Consider the following 24,039-nt stretch of genomic DNA (forward strand, 5'->3'; position numbering starts at 1 on the left):
CCGGCCGCGGCGGACCGAAACTGTCGGTCCTCTGCCGTAGCGTGGAAAACGGGGGCTGTTCAGCGATGCGAGCCCAAGAAGCCGCGGTGGAACAGGGCTGGAACCGGCGCGGGCGATGAGCCTGATCGTCGCGGCGAAGAGCGCTCGAAGGCTTCAGCCGACATGGCGTAGTCCGCGGCGATCGCGCCGGGTTCGACGCGAGCAGCAGGAGCGCGATCAAGCCCGAGCCGCGGCGGAACAGGACACCACCGCCATCGGCGTGAACGCGGCACAGCGACCGGCCTTGTGCTGAAGGGACGGGGGCAGCAGTCCGGCACGGTCGCCGCGCTGCCACTCGGCGATGTCGTCGAGCGGCACTTCGAGCCGGTCGATGCCGGCCGGGGTGGCCGGCCCCGCGCGGTCCGCGGCGAACTGCGCCGAACCCGCCCGCGCAGTCGGGCTCAGCGATCCGAGCGCAGCGAAGCCGGATCGAAGGACTCCCAATAAGCGTCCTCATCCTCGACGCTCGCCGCAGGAGCAGGCTCCGGCGAAGGTGCCCCCAACCGCAACGCCCGCTGCCGCTGGAACTCCTCCACCGTCATCCCCGGGTCGTCGTCCTCCGCCCGCGCCGGTGCCGGGACCCCCGTCATCTGCTCGATCATGAACGTCATGTCCTCGCCCAGCAGCAGCGCGACCTTGTTGTACCCGTCCTGGGTCGCCTCGCGCATCGCCGCCTGGGCGATCTCGACCACCAGCGGTCCCAGGTCCTCGCCCAGGTTCACCGCCGACGGGGCCAGCCACAGCCGCAGCAGCTTGCCGCGTGCGTCGACCGTCACCTCGACCTGGCCGTCGCGGTCGTGGGCCGTGCCCGACGCCGACGCGAGCAGCTCCTCCACCCGCGCCATCGCCTCTTCGCGCGCCCGGGCCTGGGCGATCAGCTGACGGGTCGTGATCACCGCGATTCTCCGTACGAGTACGTCTCGGCGTCCGGGTCGTCGTCCGGGATCGGTTCGTAGCCCAGCGTTTCGAGCTGCGCAGTGTCCACAACGGACGACAAAGCGTGGTACATCCGGTCGCCCGCCCGCCGGGTTGCGCGCTGCGCCAGCTCGAAAATCCGGTCGGCGAGCACCGCCGACCCGTGCCGCAGCTCCGACCGGTGGATCGTCACCCCGGTCAGCAGCCCGCCCGGCGCCACCTGGACCTCGATGCCGCCGGACGACGCCTTGCCCACCACCGGGCCCGAACGGGCGAGCCGCGCCGAAACCTCCGCGCCCGCCCGCGATGCCTGCTCGGCGATCCGCGCGGAAGCCAGGTCGATGTCGAAGTCAGCCAAAGCGGATCACCCCGTGGGCCGGTAGAAGCCGATGAACGACTGTCCCGCGTTCGTCGTGCGGATCTTGCTGACGTGCACCGGGTCGCCGGCCTCGATCATCTGGCCGTCGCCGATCACCATCGCCACGTGCCCGGACCACACGACCAGGTCGCCCGGCAGCAGCTGGTCGATCGACGGCACCTCGGCCCCGACCGTCTGCTGCGCCGCCGTCCGCGGCAGCTGCAGGCCCGCGTCCTGGTACGACGTCATGGTCAGCCCGCTGCAGTCGAGGCCGACGCCGCGGGCCGTCCCGCCCCAGACGTACGGCACGCCGAGCTGCGAAAGTGCGTTGCGCACGGCCTTCGCCGCGGTCTCGTTCGGCGCCATGACCTGCTTGCCGCCGGGCAGGTTGATCGCGACGCCGGTGCCGGGCTGCGGCGGGATGGCCACCGGCAGCCGCGGCTTGTGCACGGCGCCACCGCCACCGCCACCGCCGCCACCGCCACCGCCACCGCCGTCCGAGCCGCCGGAGTAGCCGCTGTTGCTGTTGAACGACGACCCGACCTTCGTCGAGGACGCCGAAGACGCCGACGTCGTCTGCTCGCCGCCGAGCCGGGTGCCGATCGCGGTCAGGTCGTTGATCGTCTGCTCGCTGAACGTCGCGGCCTGCCCGGTCAGCTGGCTGATCTTGGTCTGCAGCTTCATCAGGATGTCGCGCGACGCGGCGCCGCGGCTCTCCGGCGGCTGGATCGTCTTCACCGCTTCGAGGGCCTTCATCGACGCGGAGATCTCTTTGATGATCTGGTCGCGCACCTGGTCGTTCTTGATCTCGCCGACGTGCAGCGTCTCGGCCGCCTCGGCGACGGCCTGCTCGATCTCGGCGCTCTCGTCGAGGAGGTCCTGGACCTCCTGCTCCAGGCTCCGCGACGTCGCCGTGGCGCGGTCGGCGGTGGCCCCGGAACTGGCGGAGGCCAGCGAAACGCGCTGGTCCGACGCCACATCGCGGGTGCGGCCCACCGACGTCCGGAGAGCGACGTGCGCGTCACGGGCGCCGCCGATGGCGGCCGGGTCGTGGCGCAGCTTCTGCGCGAACTGGTTGGTCGTGTCCAGGCCGTGCCGGACGAGCTGGTCGGTGTGCTCGGTCACGCGTCGCCGCCCAGGCGCCGCAGGACGTCGCCGTGTTCGCCCTCGACCGCCGTGTAGTTGCGGTCGGTCTGCCGGGCGGCCGCGCCGACCTGCTGCCAGCTTCCGCCGACGCGGTGCAGGCGCTCCTGCAGCGCCCGCATCCGGCCGCTGTAAGCCCCGGAGAACCCGGATTCGCCGCCCATCTCCGAGAAGCCGTGGCCGCCGAGCGTCACGTGCGGGCCGACGTGCTTTTCGGCCGCGCCTTTGACGTCTTCACCGAGCGGGTCGACTTCGCGCGCGTACCTCGTGTACGCGCCGTCGTCGACGTGAAACCCCGAACCGTCCACTGGCCCTCCCTGTCACCGGAAGTGCGACGTGCGCGCGGCACCCCCGGTTCCCCTTTGGCGCGAGCCAGCCTAGTCGACGTTCCGTACCCGGGTGGGCGAATTGCCCCGGGTCAGCCGGTGACCTTCTTGAGCCAGTCCGGGTCCTGCCAGGAGACGATCGCGCCGTTCGCGGTGACCGTCGGCGTCCCGAACCCGCGCTGGCCGCCGCCGAAGTCCTGCGCCAGCTTCGGGTCGTTCTCGATCTGCTGGAACGCGGCGTTGAGCTGCAGGTCGTAGGTGCCGGCGTTGACCGTCTGCGCGAACGCCGGATCGGTGATCCCGACGTTCCGGCCGAGCTCGATCAGCTGCGCCTTGTCGTAGCCGCGCTTGCCCTCTTCGGGCTGGTTCGCGAACAGCGCGTCGTGGAACTGGACGAACTTGCCGGCGTCGGCCGCGGCCAGCGCCGCGTTCGCCGAGTCCAGCGAGTAGCCCGGCGGGCTCGAGCGGTCGTTGAGCAGCGGCACCATGTGGTAGCGGACCTGCAGCTTGCCGTCGTTGACCGCCTGCTCGATGTCGCTCTTGTACGTCTTCTCGAACTGGCCGCAGATCGGGCAGAGGAAGTCCGCGTAGACGTCGATCGAGGCCTTGGCGCCGGTCTTGCCGACCGTGACGACCACGCCGTCACGCTTCTGGGTGACATCGCCCGTCAGCGCGCTCGTCGTCTGGCCGGGGTTGATCACCTGGCCCTCGGTCTTGTTCCGGTCCGCGATCGTCCAGATCACCCCGCCGATCACGAGCGCGGCCACGACGACCACAGCCCCGATCCCGATGATCCACTTCCGCCGGTCGCCGGTCCCCCTGGCCTGCGCGACCACCTTCGGACCGGCCTGCGCCGCCTGACGACGCTTCCGAGCGGTCCGCTCAGCTCCACCCACCGTGTATCAGTTCCCTTCCGCGATACCCGAGTAGTCGGGCCCGGGCTCCTCCGAGTTCCCGCGACCTCGCGCCAGCCAGCCGTCGATCGACAGCCAGGTGCGGGGACGCGCCAGCAGCCACCCGGCGAGCAGCGCAAATCCCGTGTCGCGGAGGATTTCCTGCGGGTACTCCGTCTGTCCCGCCGCCACCTGGCCGCCGCCCCCGAAGCACCCGCAGTCGATGCTCAGGCCGCGGGCCCACGACTGGGCGATCCCGGCGATGAGCACGACGAGCAGCCCCAGCGCGACCCCGGCGGCCCACCGGGTCGCCAGTCCGGCGAGCAGGAACAGCCCGAGCACGAGCTCGACGAGCGGCAGCGCGACGGCCACCACGTTTTCGAGTGCGTCCGGCAGCACGTCGTACGCCTGCACGGCGATCAGCGTCTGGCCGGGATCCGCCAGTTTCAGCGCACCGGAAACGAGCCAGACGGCCGCCAGCCCGAGCCGGGCGAGCGTGCCGACGGTGTTCAGCACGGGTTGGGACGGTCGCACCACGCACTTAGGCTATCGGGGGGACCTGAGAACCACGTGAGGCAGGACGGCGGCGGAGGGAGCGGCTGGATGCGCTGGCGCACGCTCTTCGGCTCGGCGTTGCTCCTGGTCACGGCGGCGGCGTGCGGCACGGGGCCCGTCTCGCCGACGGACTCGCTCGTCACCCGGGCGAGTGCCACGGATCACCTGACCATCGGCATCCGGTTCGACGCACCGGGGCTTTCCGAGCACACGATCGACGGCCGGTTCGTCGGGTTCGACGTCGATGTCGCGACTTTCGTCGCGTCGGAGCTGGGCGTCGCCGCGAAGGACATCACCTGGCGCGAGACGACGTCGGCGACGCGGGAGACGGACCTCACCTCGGGCACGGTCGACCTGGTCGTGGCCACGTACTCGATCACCGACAAACGCAAGCAGCTCGTGTCGTTCGCCGGCCCGTACTTCACCACCGGCCAGGACCTGCTGGTGCGCCGGACGTCGGCCGACATCGCCGGGCCCGAGGCGCTCAACGGGCGGCGGCTGTGCTCGGTGACCGGCTCGACGCCGGCGCAGCAGGTGAAGGACAAGTTCGCCCAGGCCGTCCAGCTGGTCGAGTACCCGCGGTACTCCGACTGTGTGACCGCGCTGCTCGCCGGGCAGATCGACGCGGTGACCACGGACGCGGTGATCCTGGCCGGGTACGTGGCGCGCGACCCGGAGCTGCTGAAGCTCGTCGGGAAGCCGTTCTCGAAGGAGGACTACGGCGTCGGCCTGCGCAAGGGCGACACGCAGGGGGTGGCCGCGGTCGACGACGCGATCCGGAAGATGATCTCCTCGGGCGAATGGCTGCGCTCGCTCAACGCGAACATCGGCCCGTCCGGTTACCAGCTCCCCGCGCCCCCCGAGGTCACGTCGAAGTGAAGCTGCCCGACCTGCCGGTCCGGTCCGTGCTGCCCGACGTCACGGCGGCGCTCGAGGAGCACGGCACCGCGGTGCTGGTGGCGCCGCCGGGCACGGGGAAGACGACGCTGGTCCCGCTCGCGCTGGCGCAGGCGAGCGGGGGCCGGGTGGTGGTCGCCGAGCCGCGGCGGCTGGCGGCGCGCGCGGCGGCCGCGCGGATGGCGGCGCTGCTGGGCGAACCGGTCGGCGAAACGGTCGGGTACGCGGTGCGCGGCGACCGGAAGGTGTCGGCGCGGACGCGGATCGAGGTCGTGACGTCGGGCCTGCTGGTGCGGCGGGTGCAGGGCGACCCGGAGCTGCCCGGCGTCTCGACGGTGCTGCTCGACGAGTGCCACGAGCGGCACCTGGACGCGGACCTGCTGCTCGCGCTGCTCCTGGACGTCCGCGCGGGGCTGCGCGACGACCTGCGCCTGCTGGCGACGTCGGCGACGGTCGCTTCGGGGCGGCTGGCTTCGCTGCTCGGCGACGCCCCGGTCGTCACGGCGACCGCGCGGACCTACCCGGTGGAGTTTTCGTACCTCCCGCCGGCCCGCGGGGAGCGCGTCGAGGCGTGTGTGGCGCGGGCGGTGCGGACGGCGTTGTCGTCGGGAGACGGCGACGTGCTCGCGTTCCTGCCCGGCGCCGGGGAGATCGCCCGGACGGCGGGCCTGCTGTCGTCGTCCGATGTGGACGTTCTGCCCCTGCACGGCAGGCTGTCGGCGGCACACCAGGACGACGCGCTGCGCCCGCGTGCCCGGCGGCGGGTGGTGCTGGCGACGGCGGTGGCGGAGTCGAGCCTGACGGTGCCGGGCGTGCGCGCGGTGGTGGACTCGGGACTGGCCCGCGTGCCGCGCGTCGACCACCGGCGCGGCCTGCCGGGCCTGGCGACGGTCCGGGTGTCGGCGGCGGTGGCGGCCCAGCGCGCGGGTCGCGCGGGCCGCGAAGGGCCTGGTCGGGCGTACCGCTGCTGGGCCGAGCACGAGCAGGCGACGCTTCCGGCGTACCCGGAGCCGGAGATCCGCACGGCCGAGCTGGCCCGGCTGGCCTTGGAGCTGGCGTGCTGGTCGACACCGGACGGCAGCGGCCTGGCGTGGTGGGACCCGCCGGGCGAAGGCGCGCTGGCGGCGGGCCGGGCTTTGCTGGCGACGCTCGGCGCGACCTACCCGGACGGCACGGTGACCCCACGCGGACGGCGGATGGCGGAGCTGGGTCTGCACCCGCGGCTGGCCCGGGCGTTGCTGGACGGATCGGCGGAGGTCGGCGCCCGCACCGCGGCGGAGGTGGTGGCGCTGCTGGACGCGGGCGCCAGGCTGACGGACGTGGACGCGGAGCTGCGCCGCCTCCGCTCGGCCGGCGACGAGGAAGCGCGGCGCTGGAAGCGCGAGGCCCGGCGGCTGGAGGGGCTGGTGTCGAAGGGAGGCGCCGGGGGCCGCCCGGCCTCGCGCCTTGAGCGTGATCGCCGGACCGGCGACGAGCGGGCTGCGCACCCCGACCACGACCCCCGGACCGGTCGTCCCTCCGCGGCCGATCGGCAGCCGGCCGCGGTTCCCGGCGTCCGGCCCGATTCCGCGCTGGTCGTCGCCCTCGCGCACCCGGAACGGCTCGCCCGGCGGCGTCCCGGCGGCGCGCCCGTCTACCTCATGGCCGGCGGCACCGCCGCCGAACTCCCGCCCGGCAACGGCCTCGACTCCGAGTGGCTGGCGATCGCCGAAGCCACCCGCGATCCCGGCCGCGTCCACGGCACCATCCGCCTCGCCGCGGCCGCCGACGAAGCTCTCGCCGTCCGCGCCGGCACAGTGTCCGAAGTGGACGAAGTCACCTGGGACGGCGATGTCGTCGCCCGGCGGGTCCGCAAGCTCGGCGCCATCACCCTTTCCGAAAAACCGCTCAAGAACGCCGATGTCCACGACGCGCTCGTCGCCGGCCTCAGAGCCGAGGGCCTGCACCTCCTCAAGTGGACCCAGGACGCGACCCGCCTCCGCGAACGGATGGCCTTCCTGCACCGCGTCCTCGGCCCGCCGTGGCCCGCGATCGACGACACGACCCTGCTGTCCGATGTGGACAGCTGGCTGGATCTCGGCACCGCCCGCCGCAAGGCCGACCTCGCGAACATCAACGCGGGCACCGCTCTGAAGGCCCTGCTCCCCTGGCCGGAAGCGGCGAAACTCGACGACCTCGCCCCGGACCGGCTCGAAGTGCCGTCGGGGTCGCACATCCGCGTCGACTACCGCGGCGACCAGCCGGTCCTGGCGGTGAAGCTGCAGGAAACGTTCGGCTGGACCGCGACCCCCGTGATCGCCGGCGTCCCGGTGGTGCTGCACCTGCTCTCCCCCGCCGGCCGCCCCGCGGCGATCACCGCCGACCTCGCGGGCTTCTGGACCGGCGGCTACCCGGCCGTGCGCGCCGACCTGCGCGGCCGCTACCCCAAACACCCCTGGCCGGAGGACCCCGCCACCGCCGTCCCGACCCGGCACACCCGCCGCCGCACCTGACGAAAGTCGGGGGCCGCCCGCGACCGTCGTCCGATGCCCGCGCACCCCCGCGGACCGCAGACTTCGACGCATGATCACACTCAGGGGACTCACGAAACGCTACGGGGAGAAGATCGTCGTCGACGCGCTCACCTGCGACGTCGCGCCGGGCCGGGTGACCGGGTTCCTCGGCCCGAACGGCGCCGGGAAGTCGACGACGATGCGGATGACCGTCGGGCTCGACCACCCCCAGGCGGGCGAGGTCCTGGTCGGCGGCCGGCGCTACGCCGAGCTGCGGCACCCGCTGCGCGAGGTCGGCGCGCTGCTCGACGCCAAGGCACTGCACCCCGGCCGCAGCGCCGGGAAGCACCTGCTGGCCATGGCGCGCAGCAACGGCATCGCGGCAAGCCGCGTCGAAGAGGTCCTGGCGACCGTCGGGCTCTCGGACGTCGCCGGCAAACGGGCGGGCCAGTTCTCGCTCGGCATGGGCCAGCGGCTGGGCATCGCGGGCGCCCTGCTCGGCGACCCGGGCGTGTTGTTGTTCGACGAGCCGGTCAACGGCCTCGACCCGGACGGCGTCCGCTGGGTCCGGCAGCTGATGCGCACCTTGGCGGCGGAGGGGCGGACGGTGTTCGTTTCGAGCCACCTGATGAGCGAGATGCAGCTGACGGCCGACCACCTGGTGGTGATCGGCAGGGGCAAGCTCCTGGCCGACGCCCCGGTGGCGGAGTTCATCGCGGGCAACTCCCGCACCACGGTCTCGGTCCGCGTCCCGGCCGAAATTGAGCGGTCCACATTGGACGCACGGTTGCGCGCCGAGGGCGGCCTCACGCACCCGGGCGAGCCGGGAGAGCTGATGGTGGACGGCCTCGATGTGACCCGCGTGGGCGACCTCGTGCACGAGCTCGGCATCCGAGTCCACGGGCTCGCCGAGCGAAGGGCGTCGCTCGAACAGGCGTATATGGAACTGACGGCGTCTTCGGTGGAGTACGGGGTACCGGCATGACGGCCCCAGCCCGCGGCGGCGGTCTCACGGGAGCGGTGGCGGCGGAGTGGACGAAGCTCTGGTCGGTCCGGGCGACGTGGTGGAGCCTGGGTGGCGCGCTGGCGCTCATGCTGGGCTACAGCACGCTGTCGGCAATGGCCCAGCGTTACGAGGGCGACCGCCCACTGGGCACGCACGACATCGCCATCGGCGGCGGGTTCTACCTGGCGCAGTTCGCCTTGATCGCGATGGCGACGCTGTACGTGACAAGCGAGTACGGCAGCGGAAGCATCCGGTCGACGCTGCTGTGGACCCCGGTACGTTCACGGGTGGTGACGGCAAAGGCGGCGGTGATCGCCCCGGTCCTGTTCACGGCCGGCGCCGTCTTAACGCTAGCCGGGATGGCGCTGTCGGGCACACTGAAGGACGGCCACGGCCTGCCGACAACGTTCCCGGCGGCGGCCACCGCAACCCTGGGCATGGGCGGCTACTGCGCGCTCATGGGATTGCTGTGCACCGGCATCGCCTGGACCCTGCGCAGCGCGGCCGGGACTCTGGTGACGGTGATCGTGCTGCTGGTGCCGTTGCCGCTGATCGTGGCATCGCTGGGCCTGCCGGAGCTGATGCCGTATTTCCCGGCCATCGCGGGCCTCAACGCCATGGTGGAGGCGGGCCACCCCAACCCGATGACGATGACGATGGCACCGTATGCACCTTGGGTGGGCCTGGCGATCTGCGCGGGGTGGGCAGCGGCGGCACTGCTGACGGGCGCGGCAGTGTTGCGGCGGCGGGACGCCTGACGTCCCTCTCCGGCGCGGGTTCCGGCAAAGTCGCAATCGATGCGGGCACGGCTCTCAGTGGTGATCATGTGGTTGTCGGGCACATGATCTGGGAGCCGTGCCTGCTGCCGCAGCGTTCCCCTTGCCTGCCGCGCTGTTCCGCTGGCCTCCACCGATCCGGTCATGCCTGAATTCCCGGCGCCGGTACCGGATCCGCGGAAGCGGCGCTGGTGCGGCATTCGCGGGGTCGGGATTCTGATGTCGCCTGCAGCGGCGGTAGCGGCAGGCAGCCGTGCCGGCCCGTCCCCACTGGCATCGCCACGTTCCCCCAAACAGGCAACCACTCTCCGGCATCGACGACTTCGACGCCGCACCCAGCCGCAGGACCGGCACAACACAGCCACCACAACGATCGCGCTGGATGGCAAATCCCTGCCCGGCACTCTTCGCCTGTGCCGCCGGCCGCCCCAGGGAACTCCCCCACCCTCCCGGGGGGCGGCCCCGAAGCCAGTCTATCGGCACCGCCCGACACAACCGGCAAAATCGCTCACTCTCACCCCGGTTGTCCACATCACGACAGGGATGTGGACAACCGGGTCACGCCAACCGGAAACCACGCCCACGCAGGGATCAAGGCTCAGCGACCGCCGCGTCTCCCCCGACCAGTCCCGCCTCGTACGCCGTGATCGCCGCCTGGACGCGGTTCTTCACCCCGAGCCGGGTCAGGATTGTGCTCACGTGGGCCTTCACCGTGCCCTCGACCACGAACATCTTCGCCGCGATATCCGCATTGGACAGTCCGGAACCCAGCAGTGTCAGCACTTCCCGCTCTCGCGGCGTCAACGCCGAAATCCGCTCGCGGGCCGCGGACGCGCGGGCCAGGCGGCCGCCGGACAGCCGGGCGATCACGCGCTGCGCCACCTTCGGCGACAGGAACGCGGCCCCGCCGGCGACGGCGTGGATACCGGCGAGCAGTTCGCGCGGGTCGCCCGACTTCAGCAGGAAGCCGCCCGCGCCCAGGGCCAGTGCACGCTCGATGTAGTCGTCCTCGCCGAACGTCGTCAGCATGATCACGCCGGTCGCGGGCAGCAGCCGCCGGATCTCGGCGGCCGCGCCGAGGCCGTCCAGCCCCGGCATCCGGATGTCCAGCAGCACGACGTCGGGGTGCGTGGCGAGGACCTGCGAGACCGCCGCACGGCCGTCGGCGGCCTCGGCGACGACCTCGATCTCCGCGTCGGCAGCGAGGATCGCCGCCACCCCCGCCCGCATCAGCGCCTCGTCGTCGGCCAGCACGACCCTGATCACGTTGCCCCCTCGGCGAACCTGTCCTTGGCGACCAGTTTCCCATCGGCGAAACACAGCCGGTAGGCGGCGTAGTCGTTGTCGAGCCACGAGCGTCCGGTGCCGTAGTACTCGCAGACGACCCCCGGCACCGGCGGCAACGGCGGCTCGCCCCGCACCGGACGGGCGAGCCGCTGGTTCTCCGGCAGCTGCGGCGCCACCTCGGACCGCGGCTGTCCGACCCGCAGCCGCTCGTAGAGCCCGGCGGGCAGGTCCGAGGAGTTCCACTGGTAGAGGAACGCGACCCCGGCAACCGCGAGGACCACCGCGAACAAGCCGAGCGGAACGGCGACAGCCTGGATCAAACTGCGCCGCACGTCGCGCCGGGCCAGCTCGAGCGCCCGGGCCGACGCCGACGGCGCAGCCTCGTCGTCAACCTCCCGCAGCTCGCCCGGCGCGGCGCCGTGCGGCAGCGTCGCGGTGACGGCGAACCCGCCGGCGTCCGGGCCCGCGCGCAGCGTGCCGCCGACGAGCCGGACGCGCTCGCGCAGACCGATCAGCCCGACCTGCCCGGACGCGGCCCCGGGCAACGGCCCGGCGGGCGGCGCAGCGTTGACGACGCGGACGTCGGTCTGCGCGCCGGCGCTCGTCACCCGGACCGTCACGGCGGCACCCGGCGCGTGCTTCGCCACGTTCGTCAGGGCTTCCTGCACCACGCGGTACGCGGCGCGGGCGACCATCGGCGGCGCGTCCGCTGTGTCCACCGTGGACTCGATGAGCAGCCCGGAGGCCCGCGCCCGGGAGATCAGCTCGCCGAGGTCACCCTGCACCGGTTCCACCGGCGCGGCGTCTTCGCGCAACACGCCGATGATCTCGCGCAGCCGCTCGGTCGCCGTCGCGGCGCTGGTACGCAGCTGCGCGGCGGCGTTGCGCTGGGCGTCGTCGAGACCGCCCGCGACCTCAAGCGCGGCGGCGCGGACGGCGATCAGGCTCAGCTCGTGCCCCAGCGAGTCGTGCATGTCGCTGGCGATCCGCGCGCGCTCCCGCAGGCGCGCCTGCTCGGCGACCAGGCGCTGCCTGCTTTCCATCTCCTCGGCCCGGCGCCAGCCCGTGCGGGCGAGCTCGCCGCGAACCCGGACGTACCGGCCGAGCAACCACGGCGACAGCCCGGCGAAGACGAGGATCGCAACCATCTCCGCCCAGTCGCCGAGGCCGTCGGAGCCGAACACCAGCGCGAGTGGAAGTCCCAGCACCGCGAAGACCGTCCCGGTCAGGATGCCGGGGCGGGCCCGCGACATCCGCAGCCCGGCCTGGTAGCTCATAGCGACCAGCACGAAGATCACCCACACGGGTAAGCGGTCACCGTAGGGGAACGGCACGGCCAGCGCCCCAGCCAGCGCGATGCCGAGTGAGACGGCCGGATACTGCCGGGCTGTCACGACCGAGCCCGCGACGATCGCGAGGCCGACGGCCAGCTCCCCGTACGAGCGGGTTTCCAGCGTGCCGGCGGCGACGGTGAAGGCGAGGAACAGCCCGATGGCGGCATCGAGCGCCGCCCGCCACCTGCGCTTCGTCACCGGCCGCACGGATTCGAAGCTACAAGCCGTGACGGCGGCCGACCACTGCCGAAAGTCAACCCTCCTCCACATTCGCGAACGCCAGCGCCCGACGCCTGCGACTACAAGGGCACAAGCGACGCGTGAGCAGTGCTCTCGCTTTGGAGCGCCGCGCCAAGGGCCACTGAGAGCGGTGCTCTCGCTTTGGAGCACCAGGCCGCAGCCGGTTGTGAGCAGTGCTCTCGACGCCGAGCACCGTGCCGCACGGCGCGGCGAGACGAGGCGCGACGGGCCGGAGCGGGGCGAGACAAGGCACGGCGCGGCGCAGCGGGGCGCAGCACGATGCGGCGGGTCGAGTCAAGACGAGGCGGGGCGGGGCCGGGCGAGGCAAGACGAGGCGGGGCACGGCCGGGCGAGGCAAGACGAGGCGGGGCACGGCCGGGCGGGGCGAGTCGAGCCGGGGCGGGTGGGGCGCGACGGGCCGGGGCGCGGCAGGCCCGGGGCGCGGCGAAGCAGGGCAGGGCAAGGCGAGTCCGGGCCGGGCGGGGTGGGGCGCGGCGCGGCGCGACGGGCAGGCGAGTCGGGCCGGGCGGGGTGGGGCGCGACGCGGCGGGCAGGCGAGTCGGGGCGGGGCGGGCCAGGGCAGAGCAGCGCGAGGCGAGAGCGGTGCTCTCGGAATGGAGCACCATCGGTCGCAAGACGAGAGCAGTGCTCTAAACGGAGAGCACCTTGAATCGCGCCCGGCGGGCAGCCGGCGGAGCGTTCCGGCGAGTTCCCGACACGGACCACCAACCGCCCCGACGCGCATATCCGCGCAATGCCCCCCGCCGTGTTGCATGATGATCCACCATGGCCGAGCGCACACTCGCCGACCAGTTGGGCGGCTACCTCCCCGAAGGCATCGAGGCCCTCGAGCAACACGAGCAGCAGGACCTCGCCAACGCCCTGCGCGACGCGCGCAGGCGCCAGGCGAAAGCGCTCGCCGAAGCGGGCGAAGAGGGCCTCCGATACGTCCCCGCGCTCCTGCGCGGCGCGGTCCGCAAGGCGGTCGGCCTGTGACCGCCGAAAACCACGCCGCCGAGGCCGAAATCCTCAAGCTTGCCCGGGTCCTCGACGTCGAACCGGCGCGGCTCGGGTACCTCGCGCGCGTCGATGCCGATGACCTGCAGGCCTTCCGCGAGCAGGTCACCGACACCCTCTTCGACGCCAATGCCGCCGCGTTGCAGCGGATGGCGCTCGCCGCGCGGGTGGTGCCCGTCGGGGTGCTCGCCAAGATCGCTGAGAAGGTCTTCGGCCCGCTGCTGTGCGCGCGGATCGCCGGGCTGGTCGACGTCTCGCGCGGGGTCGACGTCGCCAAGCGGCTCAGCCCGCGGTTTCTCGCCGACGTCGCGGCGGAGCTCGACCCGCGGCGGGCGAGCGCGATCATCAGCCGCATTCCGCTGGACACCGTGCTCGCGGTGGCCGGTGAACTGGCAGCCAAGGAAGACTGGATCACCCTCGGCCGGTTCGTCGGCCACCTGCCCGACCCGACCGTGCGGCGCGCCTTGGAGGGGATCGACGACCCGGCGCTGCTGCGGATCGCGTTCGTGCTCGACGACAAGCGCCGTATCGACCACGTCGTCGGCCTGCTCCCGGCGCACCGGCTCGGCCGGCTGGTCACCGCCGCGGCCGCCGACGAAGACCTCTGGACGCCGGCACTCGACCTGCTCACCCACCTCTCCGAAGCCCGCCGGGCCACCCTCGTGCCGATGCTCGGCGGGCTGCCCGGCGGGTTCCGGGAACGCGTTCAGGCGACGATCAGGTAGATCCCGTAGCCGACGATCGCCGCGCACAGGGTGAAGCAGATGACCGCGCCGGTCAGCGGGCCCGTGCCCGAGCCGCCCGCCTCACGGGCCGAGTCGCGCTGCGAGAGCCCGACGACGCCGAAGGAAAAGAGGCTCGTCAGCACGACGACCGAAGCCAGCGCGACGACGAAGACGAGACCGAGGGAACCCCAGTTGATGTGCACGGTGCTCCTCAGGCGTTGGCCGGCTGCGTGACGCCGGGCTCGGGCTCGTGGATCGAGTTCGCGTTCACCGGGTTCCGCTTGGACGCGAGGTAGATGCCCAGCGCGACGACCACCCCGGCCAGGCCGACCAGCACGGTGCCCCAGGTCCCGAGCGTCGACACCTCGGCGGCGAGCGCGCCGACGATCGCGGCGGCCGGCAGCGTCAGCGCCCAGGCGAGGACCATCCGGCCCGCGACACCCCAGCGGACTTCGGCGAGCTTGCGGCCGAGCCCGGAGCCGATGATGCCGCCGGAGCAGACGTGCGTGGTGGACAACGCGAACCCGAGGTGCGCCGACGTCAGGATGACGGCCGCCGCGCTGGTCTCCGCCGCGAAACCCTGCGGGGTCTGGATTTCGGTGAGCTTCTTGCCCATCGTCTGGATGATCCGCCAGCCGCCGAGGTACGTCCCGAGCGCGATCGCCGTGCCGGCGGTCAGGATCACCCACAGCGGCGGCCCGGAGTTCGGCGCGAGCGAGCCCGACGCGATCAGCGTCAGCGTGATGACACCCATGGTCTTCTGCGCGTCGTTCGTGCCGTGCGCCAGCGACACCAGCGACGCCGAGGCGATCTGGCCGGCCTTGAAGGTCCGGCCCACCGTGTCCTGCTTCGCGCGGGCCGTGATCCGGTAGACGAGGAAGGTGCCCAGGGTCGCGACGATCCCGGCGACGATCGGCGAGGCGAGCGCGGGGATCAGGACCTTCTCGACGACCTTCCCGAAGTGGACGGCGTCGGAGCCGGACGCGATCCAGGTGGCGCCGATCAGCCCGCCGAACAGCGCGTGCGACGAGCTCGACGGCAGCCCGATCAGCCACGTCAGCAGGTTCCAGACGATGGCGCCGACGAGTCCGGCGAAGATGATCACCGGGGTCACCTTCGTGTCGTCGAGGATCCCGCCGGAGATCGTCTTCGCGACCTCGACCGAAAGGAAGGCACCGACCAGGTTCAGCACGGCGGACACACCGACCGCGACCTTCGGCTTGAGCGCCCCGGTGGCGATGGACGTGGCCATCGCGTTGGCGGTGTCGTGGAAGCCGTTGGTGAAGTCGAAGGCGAGCGCCGCGACGATCACCACCAGCACGATGAGGGAGAAGTCCATGAGCGGCTCTCTTCCGTTGCTGTTCGTTAGCAACGCTACTGATCAACGGGACGGACTCCGATCCCTGTCGTGTGACGGCTCCCTGAACTCTCGATGAACCGGGGTGGGGCCTGCCCCACCCCGGATCCGGTGGTCTGGCCCAGTGCCTCCGCCGCCTGCGCCTGGGACCTTCGGATCCAGGCGAAAGGGGCACCGGTGAAAGCGCTTTTGGCAACGGCGGCTTCGGCGTTGTTGTTCTTCTTCGGCACGGGCCTGGACCCGCTGCCCGAGCTCGCCTGGCTGGCGCCACTGCCGGTCCTGCTGCTCGCGCCCCGCGTTCACGGCGGAATCGCGCTGCTCACGGCGTTCACCGCGTACCTCGCGGGCAGCGCCGGCAGCTGGAGCTACTTCTGGCACTCCCAGTCGGTCCCGCGGCCCGCCGCGCTCGGGATCCTCGGCGGCAGCGCGCTGCTGTTCGCGCTGTCGGCCACGCTGTTCCGGCTGCTGGTCCGGCGTGGCCACGGCTTCCTGGCCGCGCTCGCCGCGCCCGCGTTGTGGACCGTCGCGCTCTACGTCGTCTCGCTGCTCAACCCGACCGGTGTCATGGACACGCTCATGACGACGCAGGCCGACCGGCCGCCGGTGCTGCGGATCGCCGCCGTCACCGGCGGCTGGGGCGTCGAATTCCTCGTGCTGTTCGTCCCGGCCGCCGTCGCCACCGCGCTCGCGCCCGGCCTGCGCGGCCGGACCCGGCTGGTCCCGGTCGTCGCGCTCGCCGCGATCGCCGGCGGGCTCGTGTTCTGGAGTACCCCACCGCTCGCCGGGCCGCCGACCCGGATCGCCCTGATCGCGCCGGGTCAGCACCGCTGGGCCCCCGACGTCGCCACCCCGGACGGCCAGGCCCTCGTCCAGTCCTATGTGGACCAGATACGCCTGCTGCCGGACGGTGTCCGGGCCGTCGTGCTGCCGGAAGCGACGTTCGCGGTCGGCCAGGCCACCCGTCCGCGGCTCGTCGACGCCTTCGCGCAGGTCGCCCGCGCGAAGAACCTCGACGTCGTCACCGGCGTCATCGACACGACGCCGGAAGGGCGGTTCAACGCCGCCCTCGCCGTGCCACCGTCCGGCACTCCGCTCGAATACCGCAAGCAGCACAACGGGAATTCGCCAGGCATCGCGTCCGGCACCGAGCTCACCCGCTTCGCCGGCACCGGGCTGATGGTGTGCATGGACGTCAACTTCGCCGACCCCAGCGGCGACTACGGCGAAGCCGGCACCGGCCTGGTGCTCATCCCGGCGTCGGACGAGGACGCCGACGGCTGGGCGCACAGCCGCACGGCACTGATCCGCGGCGTCGAAAACGGTTTCTCGGTGGCGTGGAGCGCCGCCCGCGGAACGCCGATGCTCGCCGACGCCCAGGGACACGTCCTGGCCGAAACCCGCACCGGCGACCGCCCGTTCTCGGTGGTCGTCGCCGACATCCCGACCGGCGCCGGAAAAACCCCATACGCCCGTTTCGGCGACTGGTTCGCCTGGCTCTGCGGCCTGGTTGTCCTGACCGGGATCGCGGTGGCCACACGGAAGCAGTCGTTGTCACCCGTCACAACGGACGCCGTCCAAATCTGAGCGTTTTCCCAGGTCCCTTCCACCGTCCTGTGACCGATCATGATCTGCGTCACGTACTGACGGGTAACTGGAGGCACGGAATGCGGGTCACCAACGGCGGTGCCAAGCGAACCCTGGCGATCGACCCGAACGTCACGGGCCTGATCCTGCACGCACTGGACGCGTCCTACCGGCCGGCCTGCTCGCCGTTCACCCTGCCGCTGTGAGCGGGCTCTGCCCGAGGTACCCGCTCCCCCGCGCGCCACACCATGTTCGTCAGCGGCACGCCGGGCCGGTAAGCCAGGTGCGTCACCGAAGGCGCGTCGAGCACGTGGACATCGGCCCGCGCGCCGGGCCGCAGTACGCCAACGTCGTTGCGGCGCAGCGCCTTCGCGCCGCCCGCCGTCGCCGACCAGACTGCTTCCTCGATCGTCATGCGCATCTGCAGCACCGCCGTCGCGACGCAGAACGCCATCGACGTCGTGTAAGAGCTGCCCGGGTTGGCGTTGCTGGCCAGCGCCACCGTCGCGCCCGCGTCGAGCAGCCGCCGCGCGGGCGCCAGGGGCTGGCGGGTCGACAAGTCGCACGCGGGCAGCAGAGTCGCGACCGTCTCGGAAGCCGCCAGCGCTTCGACGTCGGCGTCCGACAGGTACGTGCAGTGGTCGACGCTGGCCGCGCCGAGCTCCACCGCCAGCCGGACACCCGGGCCCTCGCCGAGCTGGTTGCCGTGCACGCGCAGGCCCAGCCCGCGTTCGGCGGCGGCCTTCAGCACCCGTGCCGACTGGGCCTCGTCGAACGCGCCCGTCTCGCAGAACACGTCCGCCCAGCGCACGCCGCCCGCCACGGCGTCGAGCATTTCGCCGCACACCAGGTCCACATAGGACTCCGCGTCGGCGCCCGGCGGGACCAGGTGCGCGCCGAGGAACGTGACCTCGTCGGCCACCTCGCCGGCGATCCGTGCGGACCGCGCCTCGTCCTCGACGGTCAGGCCGTAACCCGTTTTCGTCTCCAGGCAGGTCGTCCCCTGCCGGGCCGCTTCGCCGACGTGCCGGCGCAGGTTCGCCGCCAGCTGCTCGTCGGACGCCTCCCGCGTCGCACCGACGGTGGTCGCGATTCCGCCTGCGGTGTAGGGCTTTCCGGCCATCCGGGCCTCGAACTCGGCGGTGCGGTCGCCGGCGAAGACGAGGTGCGTGTGGCTGTCCACCCAGCCGGGCAGCACCGCGCGGCCTCCGACGTCGACGCGCTCGTCGGCGTCCGGGGCCTGCGCGGCGGACCCCACCCACGCGACCTTCCCTCCCTCGATGACCAGGGCGGCCTCGCTCAGCCGGCCCAGTTCCGGGTCGTGGGTGGTGAGTTCGCCGATGCCCGTGATCAGGACCGCCACAGTGCTTCGATCTCCTTTGCCAGTACGGTTTCCGGATGTTCGACGAGCTGGTGCCTGCCGTCGCGCACGACCTCGCGGCCCGCGACGACGACGTGCCGGACGTCGGCCCCGGACGCGGCGAACACCACGCCCGACGGCTCGATCCCGGCCGTCCGCACCGAATCCAGGGTGACCGTGACGAGGTCCGCGCCCGCCCCCTCGGCGAGCGCGCCGACCTCTTCCCACCCGATCGCCGCGTGATCGGTGCCCGCTTCCAGGAGTTCCCCCGCGGTGAACCGGCCACGTTCCTCGCTGGCCAGCCGGTCGTCCAGCTCCAGCGCGCGCGTCTCCTCGAACGCGTCGACGACGGCGTTGCTGTCGCTGCCGACGCAGAGCCGCACCCCGGCGTCCCGGAGGGCGCGGGCCGGGCCGATGCCGTCGCCGAGGTCGCGTTCGGTGGTCGGGCAGAAGCACGCCCGTGCTCCGCTCAGCCGGTCGATGTCCGATGCCGTCAGGTGCGTGGCGTGCACGGCGACCAGGCGCTCGGTCAGCACCCCACGCTCGTCCAGCAGCTCGGTGGGTGTGCGGCCGTAGGCGGCCTGGCACTGCTCGTTCTCGGCCCGCTGCTCGGACAGGTGGACGTGCACGGCCCGCGCACTGTCCACAAGCGACAGCTGGTCCGCCGGAACCGCCCGCACCGAGTGGATGGCCGCGCCGACCCGGAACAGCTCGCCTTCTTTCAGCTCGGCCACCCGCGAGGCCCACGCCGAAGCCGAGCCGTCGGAGAACCGCCGCTGGACCTCGTCCGGCTCGACGCCGATGCCGCCCGCGAGGTAGCAGGTGTCCAGGAGGGTCATCCGAATCCCGGCGTCGGCCGCGGCCTGCCGCAGCGCCTCCCCCATCGCGTTCGGATCGGCGTACGGTTTCCCGCCGGGCGCGTGGTGCAGGTAGTGGAACTCCCCGACGCTCGTGTACCCGCCGAGTACCATCTCGGCGTAGACGCCACGGGCCAGCCGGTAGTACGCGTCGGGATCCAGCCGGGACGCCAGCGCGTACATCCGCTCGCGCCACGTCCAGAACGTCCCGCGCTCGTGGTGCGTCCGGCCCCGCAGCGCCCGGTGGAAGGCGTGCGAATGCCCGTTCGCGAACCCCGGCAGGGTGAGCCCGTCGAGCACCGTGCCGGACCGCGGCGAATCCGGCGTGACCGAAACGATCCGCCCGTCCGCGACCTCGATCCGGACGCCGGACGCGATCCCGTCCGGCAGCCAGGCCTGTTCGCACCAGAAAACTGTCGGTGCCGGGCGATAGACTGGAAACGGGGGGCGCCCCCGCGGGCTGAGGGTCATCGCGCGAGCCGTTCCAGGGCCGTGGCCAGCGCCGCAGCGCCGGCTTCGACGTCGTCGGCCTCGGCGAACTCCTCCGGCGAGTGGCTGATCCCCGTCGGGTTGCGCACGTAGAGCATCCCGGCCGGGACGAACCCGGCGAGGATGGCCGCGTCGTGCCCGGCGCCGGTCGGCAGTTCCGGCGGCCCGCCGAGCCACCCGCCGAGGTCACGCCGGAGCGCGTCGTCGAACACGACATCGTCCGAATAGGACTCCCGGGTCACCTCGACCCGGCAGCCTTCCTCCGCGGCGGCGGCTTCGGCGGCCGCCGCGATGTCGGAGACCAGCGCCGGAGTCGCGGTTCCCGGCACCCGCGCATCCAGCCACAGATCCACAGTGGACGCGATGACGTTGGTCCCGCCCGGCGTCGGCACCAGGCGGCCGACGGTCGCCCGCGCGCCGGGCACCGCGCGGGCCAGCCGCCGGACGGTAGTGACCGTCTCGGCGGCGGGCACCATCGGGTCGGCCCGGTCGGCCAGCAGCGTCGCCCCGGCGTGGTTTCCCTGTCCCGAGAAGGAAAACCGCCACCGTCCGTGGGCGATCACCGTGCTGCCGACGGCCACCGGCGAGCCGAGGTCGATCAGCCCACGGCCCTGCTCGACGTGCAGTTCGAGGAACTTCCCGATCAATCCGAGCCGGCGCGGGTCCGGTCCCACCCGCTCCGGATCGAACCCGGACTTCGCGGCTGCTTCGGCGAACGTCACGCCGTCGGCGTCCCGCAGCCCGCGCGCCTTGCCGGCGTCGATGGTGCCGGTGAGCAGCCGCGACCCCAGGCACGGGACGCCGAACCGGCCGCCTTCCTCTTCGGCGAACACGACGACGGCGAACGGCTTGCCCGGCCGGAACCCGCGCGCCTGCAGCGCATCCACCGCCGCCAGCGCACTCGCGACGCCGAGGGGACCGTCGAAGGCGCCGCCGCCGGGGACCGAGTCGAGGTGGCTGCCGGTGACGACGGCGTCCGGTCCCGGCGGTCCCCACCAGGCCCAGATGTTGCCGTTGTGGTCGGTGTCGACGTCGAGCCCGAGGCCCAGCGCGCGCTCGCCGAACCACGCGCGCAGGTCCTGTTCGGGCAGGTCGAAGGCGTGCCGCGAGTAGCCGCCGCGCTTCCGGTCGCGCCCGACGTCGGCGATTTCGCCCAGGAGCCCCGAAGCGCTCACTCGCCCTCCCGCATCGGGACGCGCACGCCACGCTCGTCGGCAACCTCCGCCGCACGGTCATAGCCCGCGTCGACGTGCCGGATGACGCCCATGCCCGGGTCGTTGGTGAGCACCCGCTCCAGCTTCTGCGCGGCCAGGACCGTCCCGTCGGCGACGCTGACCTGACCGGCGTGGATGGACCGGCCCATGCCGACGCCGCCGCCGTGGTGGATCGACACCCAGCTGGCCCCCGACGACGTGTTGACCAGCGCGTTCAGCAGCGGCCAGTCGGCGATGGCATCGGAGCCGTCGGCCATGCCTTCGGTCTCGCGGTACGGCGAGGCGACGCTGCCGGAGTCGAGGTGGTCGCGGCCGATGACGACCGGAGCCTTGAGTTCGCCACTGGCCACCATCTCGTTGAACCGCAGCCCGGCCAGGTGGCGCTCGCCGTAGCCGAGCCAGCAGATCCGGGCGGGCAGCCCCTGGAACGCCACCCGTTCGCCCGCCAGCCGGATCCAGCGCGCAAGGGATTCGTTCTCCGGGAACAGTTCCAGCATCGCGCGGTCGGTCGCGGCGATGTCCTCGGGGTCGCCGGACAGCGCGGCCCAGCGGAACGGGCCGTTGCCCTCGCAGAACAGCGGCCGGATGTAGGCGGGCACGAAGCCGGGGAAGTCGAACGCGCGCTCGCAGCCGCCGAGCTTGGCTTCGCCGCGCAGGGAGTTGCCGTAGTCGAAGACCTCGGCGCCGCGGTCCAGGAAACCGAGCATGGCGTCGACGTGGTCGGCCATCGACTCGCGCGAGCGGTCGGTGAACTCGTCGGGCTTCTTGGCCGCGTAGTCGTGCCAGTCCTCGACGGCGATCCCCTTGGGCAGGTACGAAAGCGGGTCGTGCGCGGACGTCTGGTCGGTGACGATGTCGACCTCGACGTTCCGTCGCAGCAGCTCCGGCAGCACCTCGGCGGCGTTGCCGACGACCCCGACCGACAACGCCCGCTTCTCCTGCTTGGCCTTGGTGACGCGGGCGATGGCGTCGTCGAGGTCGTCGGCCACCTCGTCGAGGTACCGGGTTTCGACGCGGCGGTGCGCGCGCTGCGGGTCGCACTCGATGACCAGCGCGACACCGTCGTTCATGGTCACGGCGAGAGGCTGCGCGCCACCCATGCCGCCGAGGCCGGCGGTGACGGTCAGGGTTCCGCGAAGCGATCCCCCGAACTTCTTCTTCGCGACGGCGGCGAAAGTCTCGTACGTGCCCTGGAGAATGCCTTGCGTTCCGATGTAGATCCACGAACCCGCGGTCATCTGGCCGTACATGGTCAGGCCCTGCTGCTCCAGGCGGCGGAACTCCGGCCAGGTCGCCCAGTCGCCGACCAGGTTCGAGTTCGCGATCAGCACCCGCGGCGCCCACTCGTGCGTGCGGAACACGCCGACCGGCTTGCCCGACTGCACCAGCAGCGTCTCGTCGACGTCCAAAGTGGTCAGTTCGCGGGTGATCGCGTCGAAGCTGGCCCAGTTGCGGGCAGCCTTGCCGGTGCCGCCGTAGACGACCAGGTCCTCGGGCCGCTCCGCGACGTCGGGGTCGAGGTTGTTGTGGAACATCCGCAGCGCGGCTTCGGTCTGCCACGACTTGGCGGTGAGCTGGGTGCCGCGGGCGGCACGGACGACGCGGGACATTCTCAGACCTCCAGACGGGCGGCGTCGAGGACGGCGCCGGAGCGGACGAGTTCTTCGGCGGCCGCGATCTCGGGCGCCAGGTGGCGGTCGGGGCCGGGGCCGTTCACCTTGGTACGCAGGAGATCCCGGACGCGGCCGGTGACCGGCGACGGCTCCAGCGGCGCGCGGAAGTCCAGCGCCCGGGCCGCCGTCAGCAGCTCGATGGCGAGGACGGTCGTCAGGCCGTCGACGGCCTTGCGCAGCTTGCGCGCGGCCGACCAGCCCATCGAGACGTGGTCCTCCTGCATCGCGCTGCTCGGGATCGAGTCGACGGACGCCGGGACGGCGAGCCGCTTGAGCTCGCTGACCACCGCGGCCTGGGTGTACTGGGCGATCATGTGGCCGGAGTCGACGCCGGGGTCGTCGGCGAGGAACGGCGGCAGGCCGTGCGAGCGCGCCTTGTCGAGCATCCGGTCGGTGCGGCGCTCGGCGATGCTGGCGACGTCGGCGATCGGGATGGCCAGGAAGTCCAGCACGTACGCGACCGGCGCGCCGTGGAAGTTGCCGTTGGACTCGACGCGGCCGTCGGCCAGCACGACGGGATTGTCCACAGCGGACATGAGCTCGCGGTCGCCGACGAGTTCGGCGTGGGTCAGGCTGTCGCGCGCGGCGCCGTGCACCTGCGGGGCGCAGCGCAGCGAATAGGCGTCCTGGACGCGGTTGCAGTCGGGACCGCGGTGGCTCTCGACGATCTTCGAGCCCTGCAGCGCCTGCCACATCCGCGCCGCGGACCTCGCCTGGCCGGGATGCGGGCGGAGGGCTTGGAGGTCGGCGGCGAAGGCGCGATCGGTGCCGAGGAGGGCCTCGACGCTCATCGCGGCGGTGATGTCCGCGATGTCGAACAGCCGGTGCAGGTCGGCGGCGGCGAGCAGGAGCATGCCGAGCATGCCGTCGGTGCCGTTGGTGAGGGCGAGGCCCTCCTTCTCGGCGAGCACGACCGGCTCGATGCCGGCGTGCTTCAGCGCTTCTTCCGCCTTCATGACTTCGCCGCGGTATGTCACTTCGCCTTCGCCCATGAGCGCGAGCGCAACGGCGGCGAGAGGCGCGAGGTCGCCGGAGCAGCCGAGGGAGCCGTACTCGTGGACGATCGGCGTGATGTCGGCGTTGAGCAGGGCCGCAAGCGTTTGCGCGGTTCCCGGCCGGACACCGGTGTACCCGCTGGCGAGGGTCCGCAGCCGCAGCAGCATCAGGGCGCGGACGACCTCGGCCTCGACGGCCGGGCCGGCCCCGGCCGCGTGCGAGCGGATCAGGCTGCGCTGCAACGCGGTCCGGCTTTCGACCGGGATGTGACGGGTGGCGAGCGCACCGAAGCCGGTCGAGACGCCGTAGGTGGGCGTGACGGCGTGGGCGAGGTTCTCGATGTGCTGACGGGTCGCGGCGAGGTTCTTCTCGGCGGCGTCCGTGAGCCCGACGGGCGCGTGCCCGCGGACGACGTCGACGACCTGGGCGGCGGTCAGCGGTTCCGGCCCCAGGAGCACTTTTTCCGGCATGGGCTCATTGCACCCCTTCGGAACCGCTGGTGGGAT

At 72.5% G+C, this 24,039-nt stretch carries 23 protein-coding genes; 8 read left to right on the forward strand and 15 right to left on the reverse strand.

The window, feature by feature from the left end; translation table 11 throughout:
- Window positions 1–440: 440 nt before the first annotated feature.
- From AB0J55_RS33260 to AB0J55_RS33285, 6 genes are all read right to left on the reverse strand, one after another.
- A complete protein-coding gene (locus AB0J55_RS33260) occupies window positions 441–935 on the reverse strand; it encodes a YbaB/EbfC family nucleoid-associated protein (protein WP_364257560.1) in 495 nt (164 codons plus the stop codon).
- Window positions 932–1,312 carry a YbaB/EbfC family DNA-binding protein gene (locus AB0J55_RS33265; RefSeq protein ID WP_364257563.1) on the reverse strand — a complete coding sequence of 127 codons (381 nt, stop codon included), beginning with the start codon at window positions 1,310–1,312 and terminating at the stop codon, window positions 932–934. Before AB0J55_RS33265 ends, AB0J55_RS33260 begins: the two co-directional genes overlap by 4 nt.
- 6 nt (window positions 1,313–1,318) lie before the next feature.
- Entirely contained in the window at window positions 1,319–2,437 is a 1,119-nt protein-coding gene (locus AB0J55_RS33270) for an NlpC/P60 family protein (protein ID WP_364257566.1), read from the reverse strand.
- Window positions 2,434–2,763: a hypothetical protein gene (locus AB0J55_RS33275; protein WP_364257569.1), complete on the reverse strand. Its 330-nt coding sequence runs from the start codon at window positions 2,761–2,763 to the stop codon at window positions 2,434–2,436. Before AB0J55_RS33275 ends, AB0J55_RS33270 begins: the two co-directional genes overlap by 4 nt.
- Window positions 2,764–2,873: 110 nt before the next feature.
- Window positions 2,874–3,617: a thioredoxin domain-containing protein gene (locus AB0J55_RS33280; RefSeq protein WP_364257746.1), complete on the reverse strand. Its 744-nt coding sequence runs from the start codon at window positions 3,615–3,617 to the stop codon at window positions 2,874–2,876.
- Between the two features lie 66 nt (window positions 3,618–3,683).
- Window positions 3,684–4,190, reverse strand: coding sequence for a MauE/DoxX family redox-associated membrane protein (locus tag AB0J55_RS33285; protein ID WP_364257749.1), 507 nt, complete (start codon window positions 4,188–4,190; stop codon window positions 3,684–3,686).
- A gap of 87 nt (window positions 4,191–4,277) precedes the next feature.
- Between AB0J55_RS33285 and AB0J55_RS33290 the strand changes: the two genes are divergently transcribed.
- From AB0J55_RS33290 to AB0J55_RS33305, 4 genes are all read left to right on the forward strand, one after another.
- On the forward strand, window positions 4,278–5,108 hold the full coding sequence (locus AB0J55_RS33290; RefSeq protein WP_364257572.1) for a glutamate ABC transporter substrate-binding protein: 831 nt from the start codon (window positions 4,278–4,280) through the stop codon (window positions 5,106–5,108).
- Window positions 5,105–7,618, forward strand: coding sequence for an ATP-dependent helicase HrpB (gene hrpB / locus AB0J55_RS33295; RefSeq protein ID WP_364257575.1), 2,514 nt, complete (start codon window positions 5,105–5,107; stop codon window positions 7,616–7,618). Before AB0J55_RS33290 ends, hrpB begins: the two co-directional genes overlap by 4 nt.
- A 70-nt stretch (window positions 7,619–7,688) precedes the next feature.
- Window positions 7,689–8,603, forward strand: coding sequence for an ATP-binding cassette domain-containing protein (locus AB0J55_RS33300; RefSeq protein ID WP_364257578.1), 915 nt, complete (start codon window positions 7,689–7,691; stop codon window positions 8,601–8,603).
- Window positions 8,600–9,382: an ABC transporter permease gene (locus tag AB0J55_RS33305; RefSeq protein WP_364257581.1), complete on the forward strand. Its 783-nt coding sequence runs from the start codon at window positions 8,600–8,602 to the stop codon at window positions 9,380–9,382. The genes AB0J55_RS33300 and AB0J55_RS33305 overlap by 4 nt, the downstream gene beginning before the upstream one ends.
- A gap of 609 nt (window positions 9,383–9,991) precedes the next feature.
- On the opposite strand, the gene AB0J55_RS33310 is transcribed toward AB0J55_RS33305, so the two are convergent.
- Window positions 9,992–10,666, reverse strand: coding sequence for a response regulator transcription factor (locus AB0J55_RS33310; protein WP_364257584.1), 675 nt, complete (start codon window positions 10,664–10,666; stop codon window positions 9,992–9,994).
- Window positions 10,663–12,228: a histidine kinase gene (locus AB0J55_RS33315; protein WP_364257587.1), complete on the reverse strand. Its 1,566-nt coding sequence runs from the start codon at window positions 12,226–12,228 to the stop codon at window positions 10,663–10,665. The genes AB0J55_RS33310 and AB0J55_RS33315 overlap by 4 nt, the downstream gene beginning before the upstream one ends.
- An 819-nt stretch (window positions 12,229–13,047) precedes the next feature.
- On the opposite strand from AB0J55_RS33315, the gene AB0J55_RS33320 reads away from it, so the two are divergent.
- Together AB0J55_RS33320 and AB0J55_RS33325 are read left to right on the forward strand one after the other, a co-directional pair.
- Window positions 13,048–13,257 (forward strand): hypothetical protein, encoded by a 210-nt coding sequence (locus AB0J55_RS33320; protein WP_364257590.1) that lies wholly within the window; start codon window positions 13,048–13,050, stop codon window positions 13,255–13,257.
- Window positions 13,254–14,003, forward strand: a complete 750-nt coding sequence (locus tag AB0J55_RS33325; protein ID WP_364257592.1) for a hypothetical protein — start codon at window positions 13,254–13,256, stop codon at window positions 14,001–14,003. Before AB0J55_RS33320 ends, AB0J55_RS33325 begins: the two co-directional genes overlap by 4 nt.
- Here the strand turns inward: AB0J55_RS33325 and AB0J55_RS33330 are convergent.
- Together AB0J55_RS33330 and AB0J55_RS33335 are read right to left on the reverse strand one after the other, a co-directional pair.
- Window positions 13,985–14,206: a hypothetical protein gene (locus AB0J55_RS33330; RefSeq protein ID WP_364257595.1), complete on the reverse strand. Its 222-nt coding sequence runs from the start codon at window positions 14,204–14,206 to the stop codon at window positions 13,985–13,987. The two genes, AB0J55_RS33325 and AB0J55_RS33330, sit on opposite strands and share 19 nt — an antisense overlap.
- Before the next feature lie 8 nt (window positions 14,207–14,214).
- The gene (locus tag AB0J55_RS33335) at window positions 14,215–15,342 is read right to left on the reverse strand and encodes an inorganic phosphate transporter (RefSeq protein WP_364257598.1); all 1,128 of its coding nucleotides are present in this window, start codon (window positions 15,340–15,342) and stop codon (window positions 14,215–14,217) included.
- 195 nt (window positions 15,343–15,537) lie between these two features.
- On the opposite strand from AB0J55_RS33335, the gene AB0J55_RS33340 reads away from it, so the two are divergent.
- Window positions 15,538–16,944, forward strand: a complete 1,407-nt coding sequence (locus AB0J55_RS33340) for an acyltransferase (RefSeq protein ID WP_364257601.1) — start codon at window positions 15,538–15,540, stop codon at window positions 16,942–16,944.
- An 80-nt stretch (window positions 16,945–17,024) separates the two neighbouring features.
- Entirely contained in the window at window positions 17,025–17,150 is a 126-nt protein-coding gene (locus tag AB0J55_RS33345) for a hypothetical protein (RefSeq protein ID WP_364257604.1), read from the forward strand.
- Here the strand turns inward: AB0J55_RS33345 and hutI are convergent.
- The 5 genes from hutI to hutH are packed head-to-tail and all read right to left on the reverse strand — an operon-like array spanning window position 17,111 to window position 24,003.
- Window positions 17,111–18,307: an imidazolonepropionase gene (gene hutI / locus AB0J55_RS33350; protein WP_364257607.1), complete on the reverse strand. Its 1,197-nt coding sequence runs from the start codon at window positions 18,305–18,307 to the stop codon at window positions 17,111–17,113. The genes AB0J55_RS33345 and hutI overlap by 40 nt on opposite strands.
- Window positions 18,295–19,632: a formimidoylglutamate deiminase gene (locus AB0J55_RS33355; RefSeq protein WP_364257610.1), complete on the reverse strand. Its 1,338-nt coding sequence runs from the start codon at window positions 19,630–19,632 to the stop codon at window positions 18,295–18,297. The genes hutI and AB0J55_RS33355 overlap by 13 nt, the downstream gene beginning before the upstream one ends.
- On the reverse strand, window positions 19,629–20,825 hold the full coding sequence (locus AB0J55_RS33360; RefSeq protein ID WP_364257613.1) for an allantoate amidohydrolase: 1,197 nt from the start codon (window positions 20,823–20,825) through the stop codon (window positions 19,629–19,631). Before AB0J55_RS33360 ends, AB0J55_RS33355 begins: the two co-directional genes overlap by 4 nt.
- Window positions 20,822–22,474 carry a urocanate hydratase gene (hutU, locus tag AB0J55_RS33365; RefSeq protein ID WP_364257616.1) on the reverse strand — a complete coding sequence of 551 codons (1,653 nt, stop codon included), beginning with the start codon at window positions 22,472–22,474 and terminating at the stop codon, window positions 20,822–20,824. The genes AB0J55_RS33360 and hutU overlap by 4 nt, the downstream gene beginning before the upstream one ends.
- A gap of 2 nt (window positions 22,475–22,476) precedes the next feature.
- Window positions 22,477–24,003 carry a histidine ammonia-lyase gene (gene hutH, locus AB0J55_RS33370; RefSeq protein WP_364257619.1) on the reverse strand — a complete coding sequence of 509 codons (1,527 nt, stop codon included), beginning with the start codon at window positions 24,001–24,003 and terminating at the stop codon, window positions 22,477–22,479.
- Between the last annotated feature and the right edge of the window lie 36 nt (window positions 24,004–24,039).

It is taken from the genome of Amycolatopsis sp. NPDC049688 (assembly GCF_040674975.1).
Lineage (GTDB): Bacteria > Actinomycetota > Actinomycetes > Mycobacteriales > Pseudonocardiaceae > Amycolatopsis.

What these genes read in the sequence shown, in the direction of transcription:
- AB0J55_RS33320 (WP_364257590.1), top strand. Translation starts at nt 13,048, where the DNA reads ATGGCCGAGCGCACACTCGCCGACCAGTTGGGCGGCTACCTCCCCGAA.
- hutH (WP_364257619.1), bottom strand. Translation starts at nt 24,003, where the DNA reads ATGCCGGAAAAAGTGCTCCTGGGGCCGGAACCGCTGACCGCCGCCCAG.
- AB0J55_RS33300 (WP_364257578.1), top strand. Translation starts at nt 7,689, where the DNA reads ATGATCACACTCAGGGGACTCACGAAACGCTACGGGGAGAAGATCGTC.
- AB0J55_RS33305 (WP_364257581.1), top strand. Translation starts at nt 8,600, where the DNA reads ATGACGGCCCCAGCCCGCGGCGGCGGTCTCACGGGAGCGGTGGCGGCG.
- AB0J55_RS33290 (WP_364257572.1), top strand. Translation starts at nt 4,278, where the DNA reads ATGCGCTGGCGCACGCTCTTCGGCTCGGCGTTGCTCCTGGTCACGGCG.
- AB0J55_RS33355 (WP_364257610.1), bottom strand. Translation starts at nt 19,632, where the DNA reads ATGACCCTCAGCCCGCGGGGGCGCCCCCCGTTTCCAGTCTATCGCCCG.
- AB0J55_RS33345 (WP_364257604.1), top strand. Translation starts at nt 17,025, where the DNA reads ATGCGGGTCACCAACGGCGGTGCCAAGCGAACCCTGGCGATCGACCCG.
- hutU (WP_364257616.1), bottom strand. Translation starts at nt 22,474, where the DNA reads ATGTCCCGCGTCGTCCGTGCCGCCCGCGGCACCCAGCTCACCGCCAAG.
- AB0J55_RS33335 (WP_364257598.1), bottom strand. Translation starts at nt 15,342, where the DNA reads ATGGACTTCTCCCTCATCGTGCTGGTGGTGATCGTCGCGGCGCTCGCC.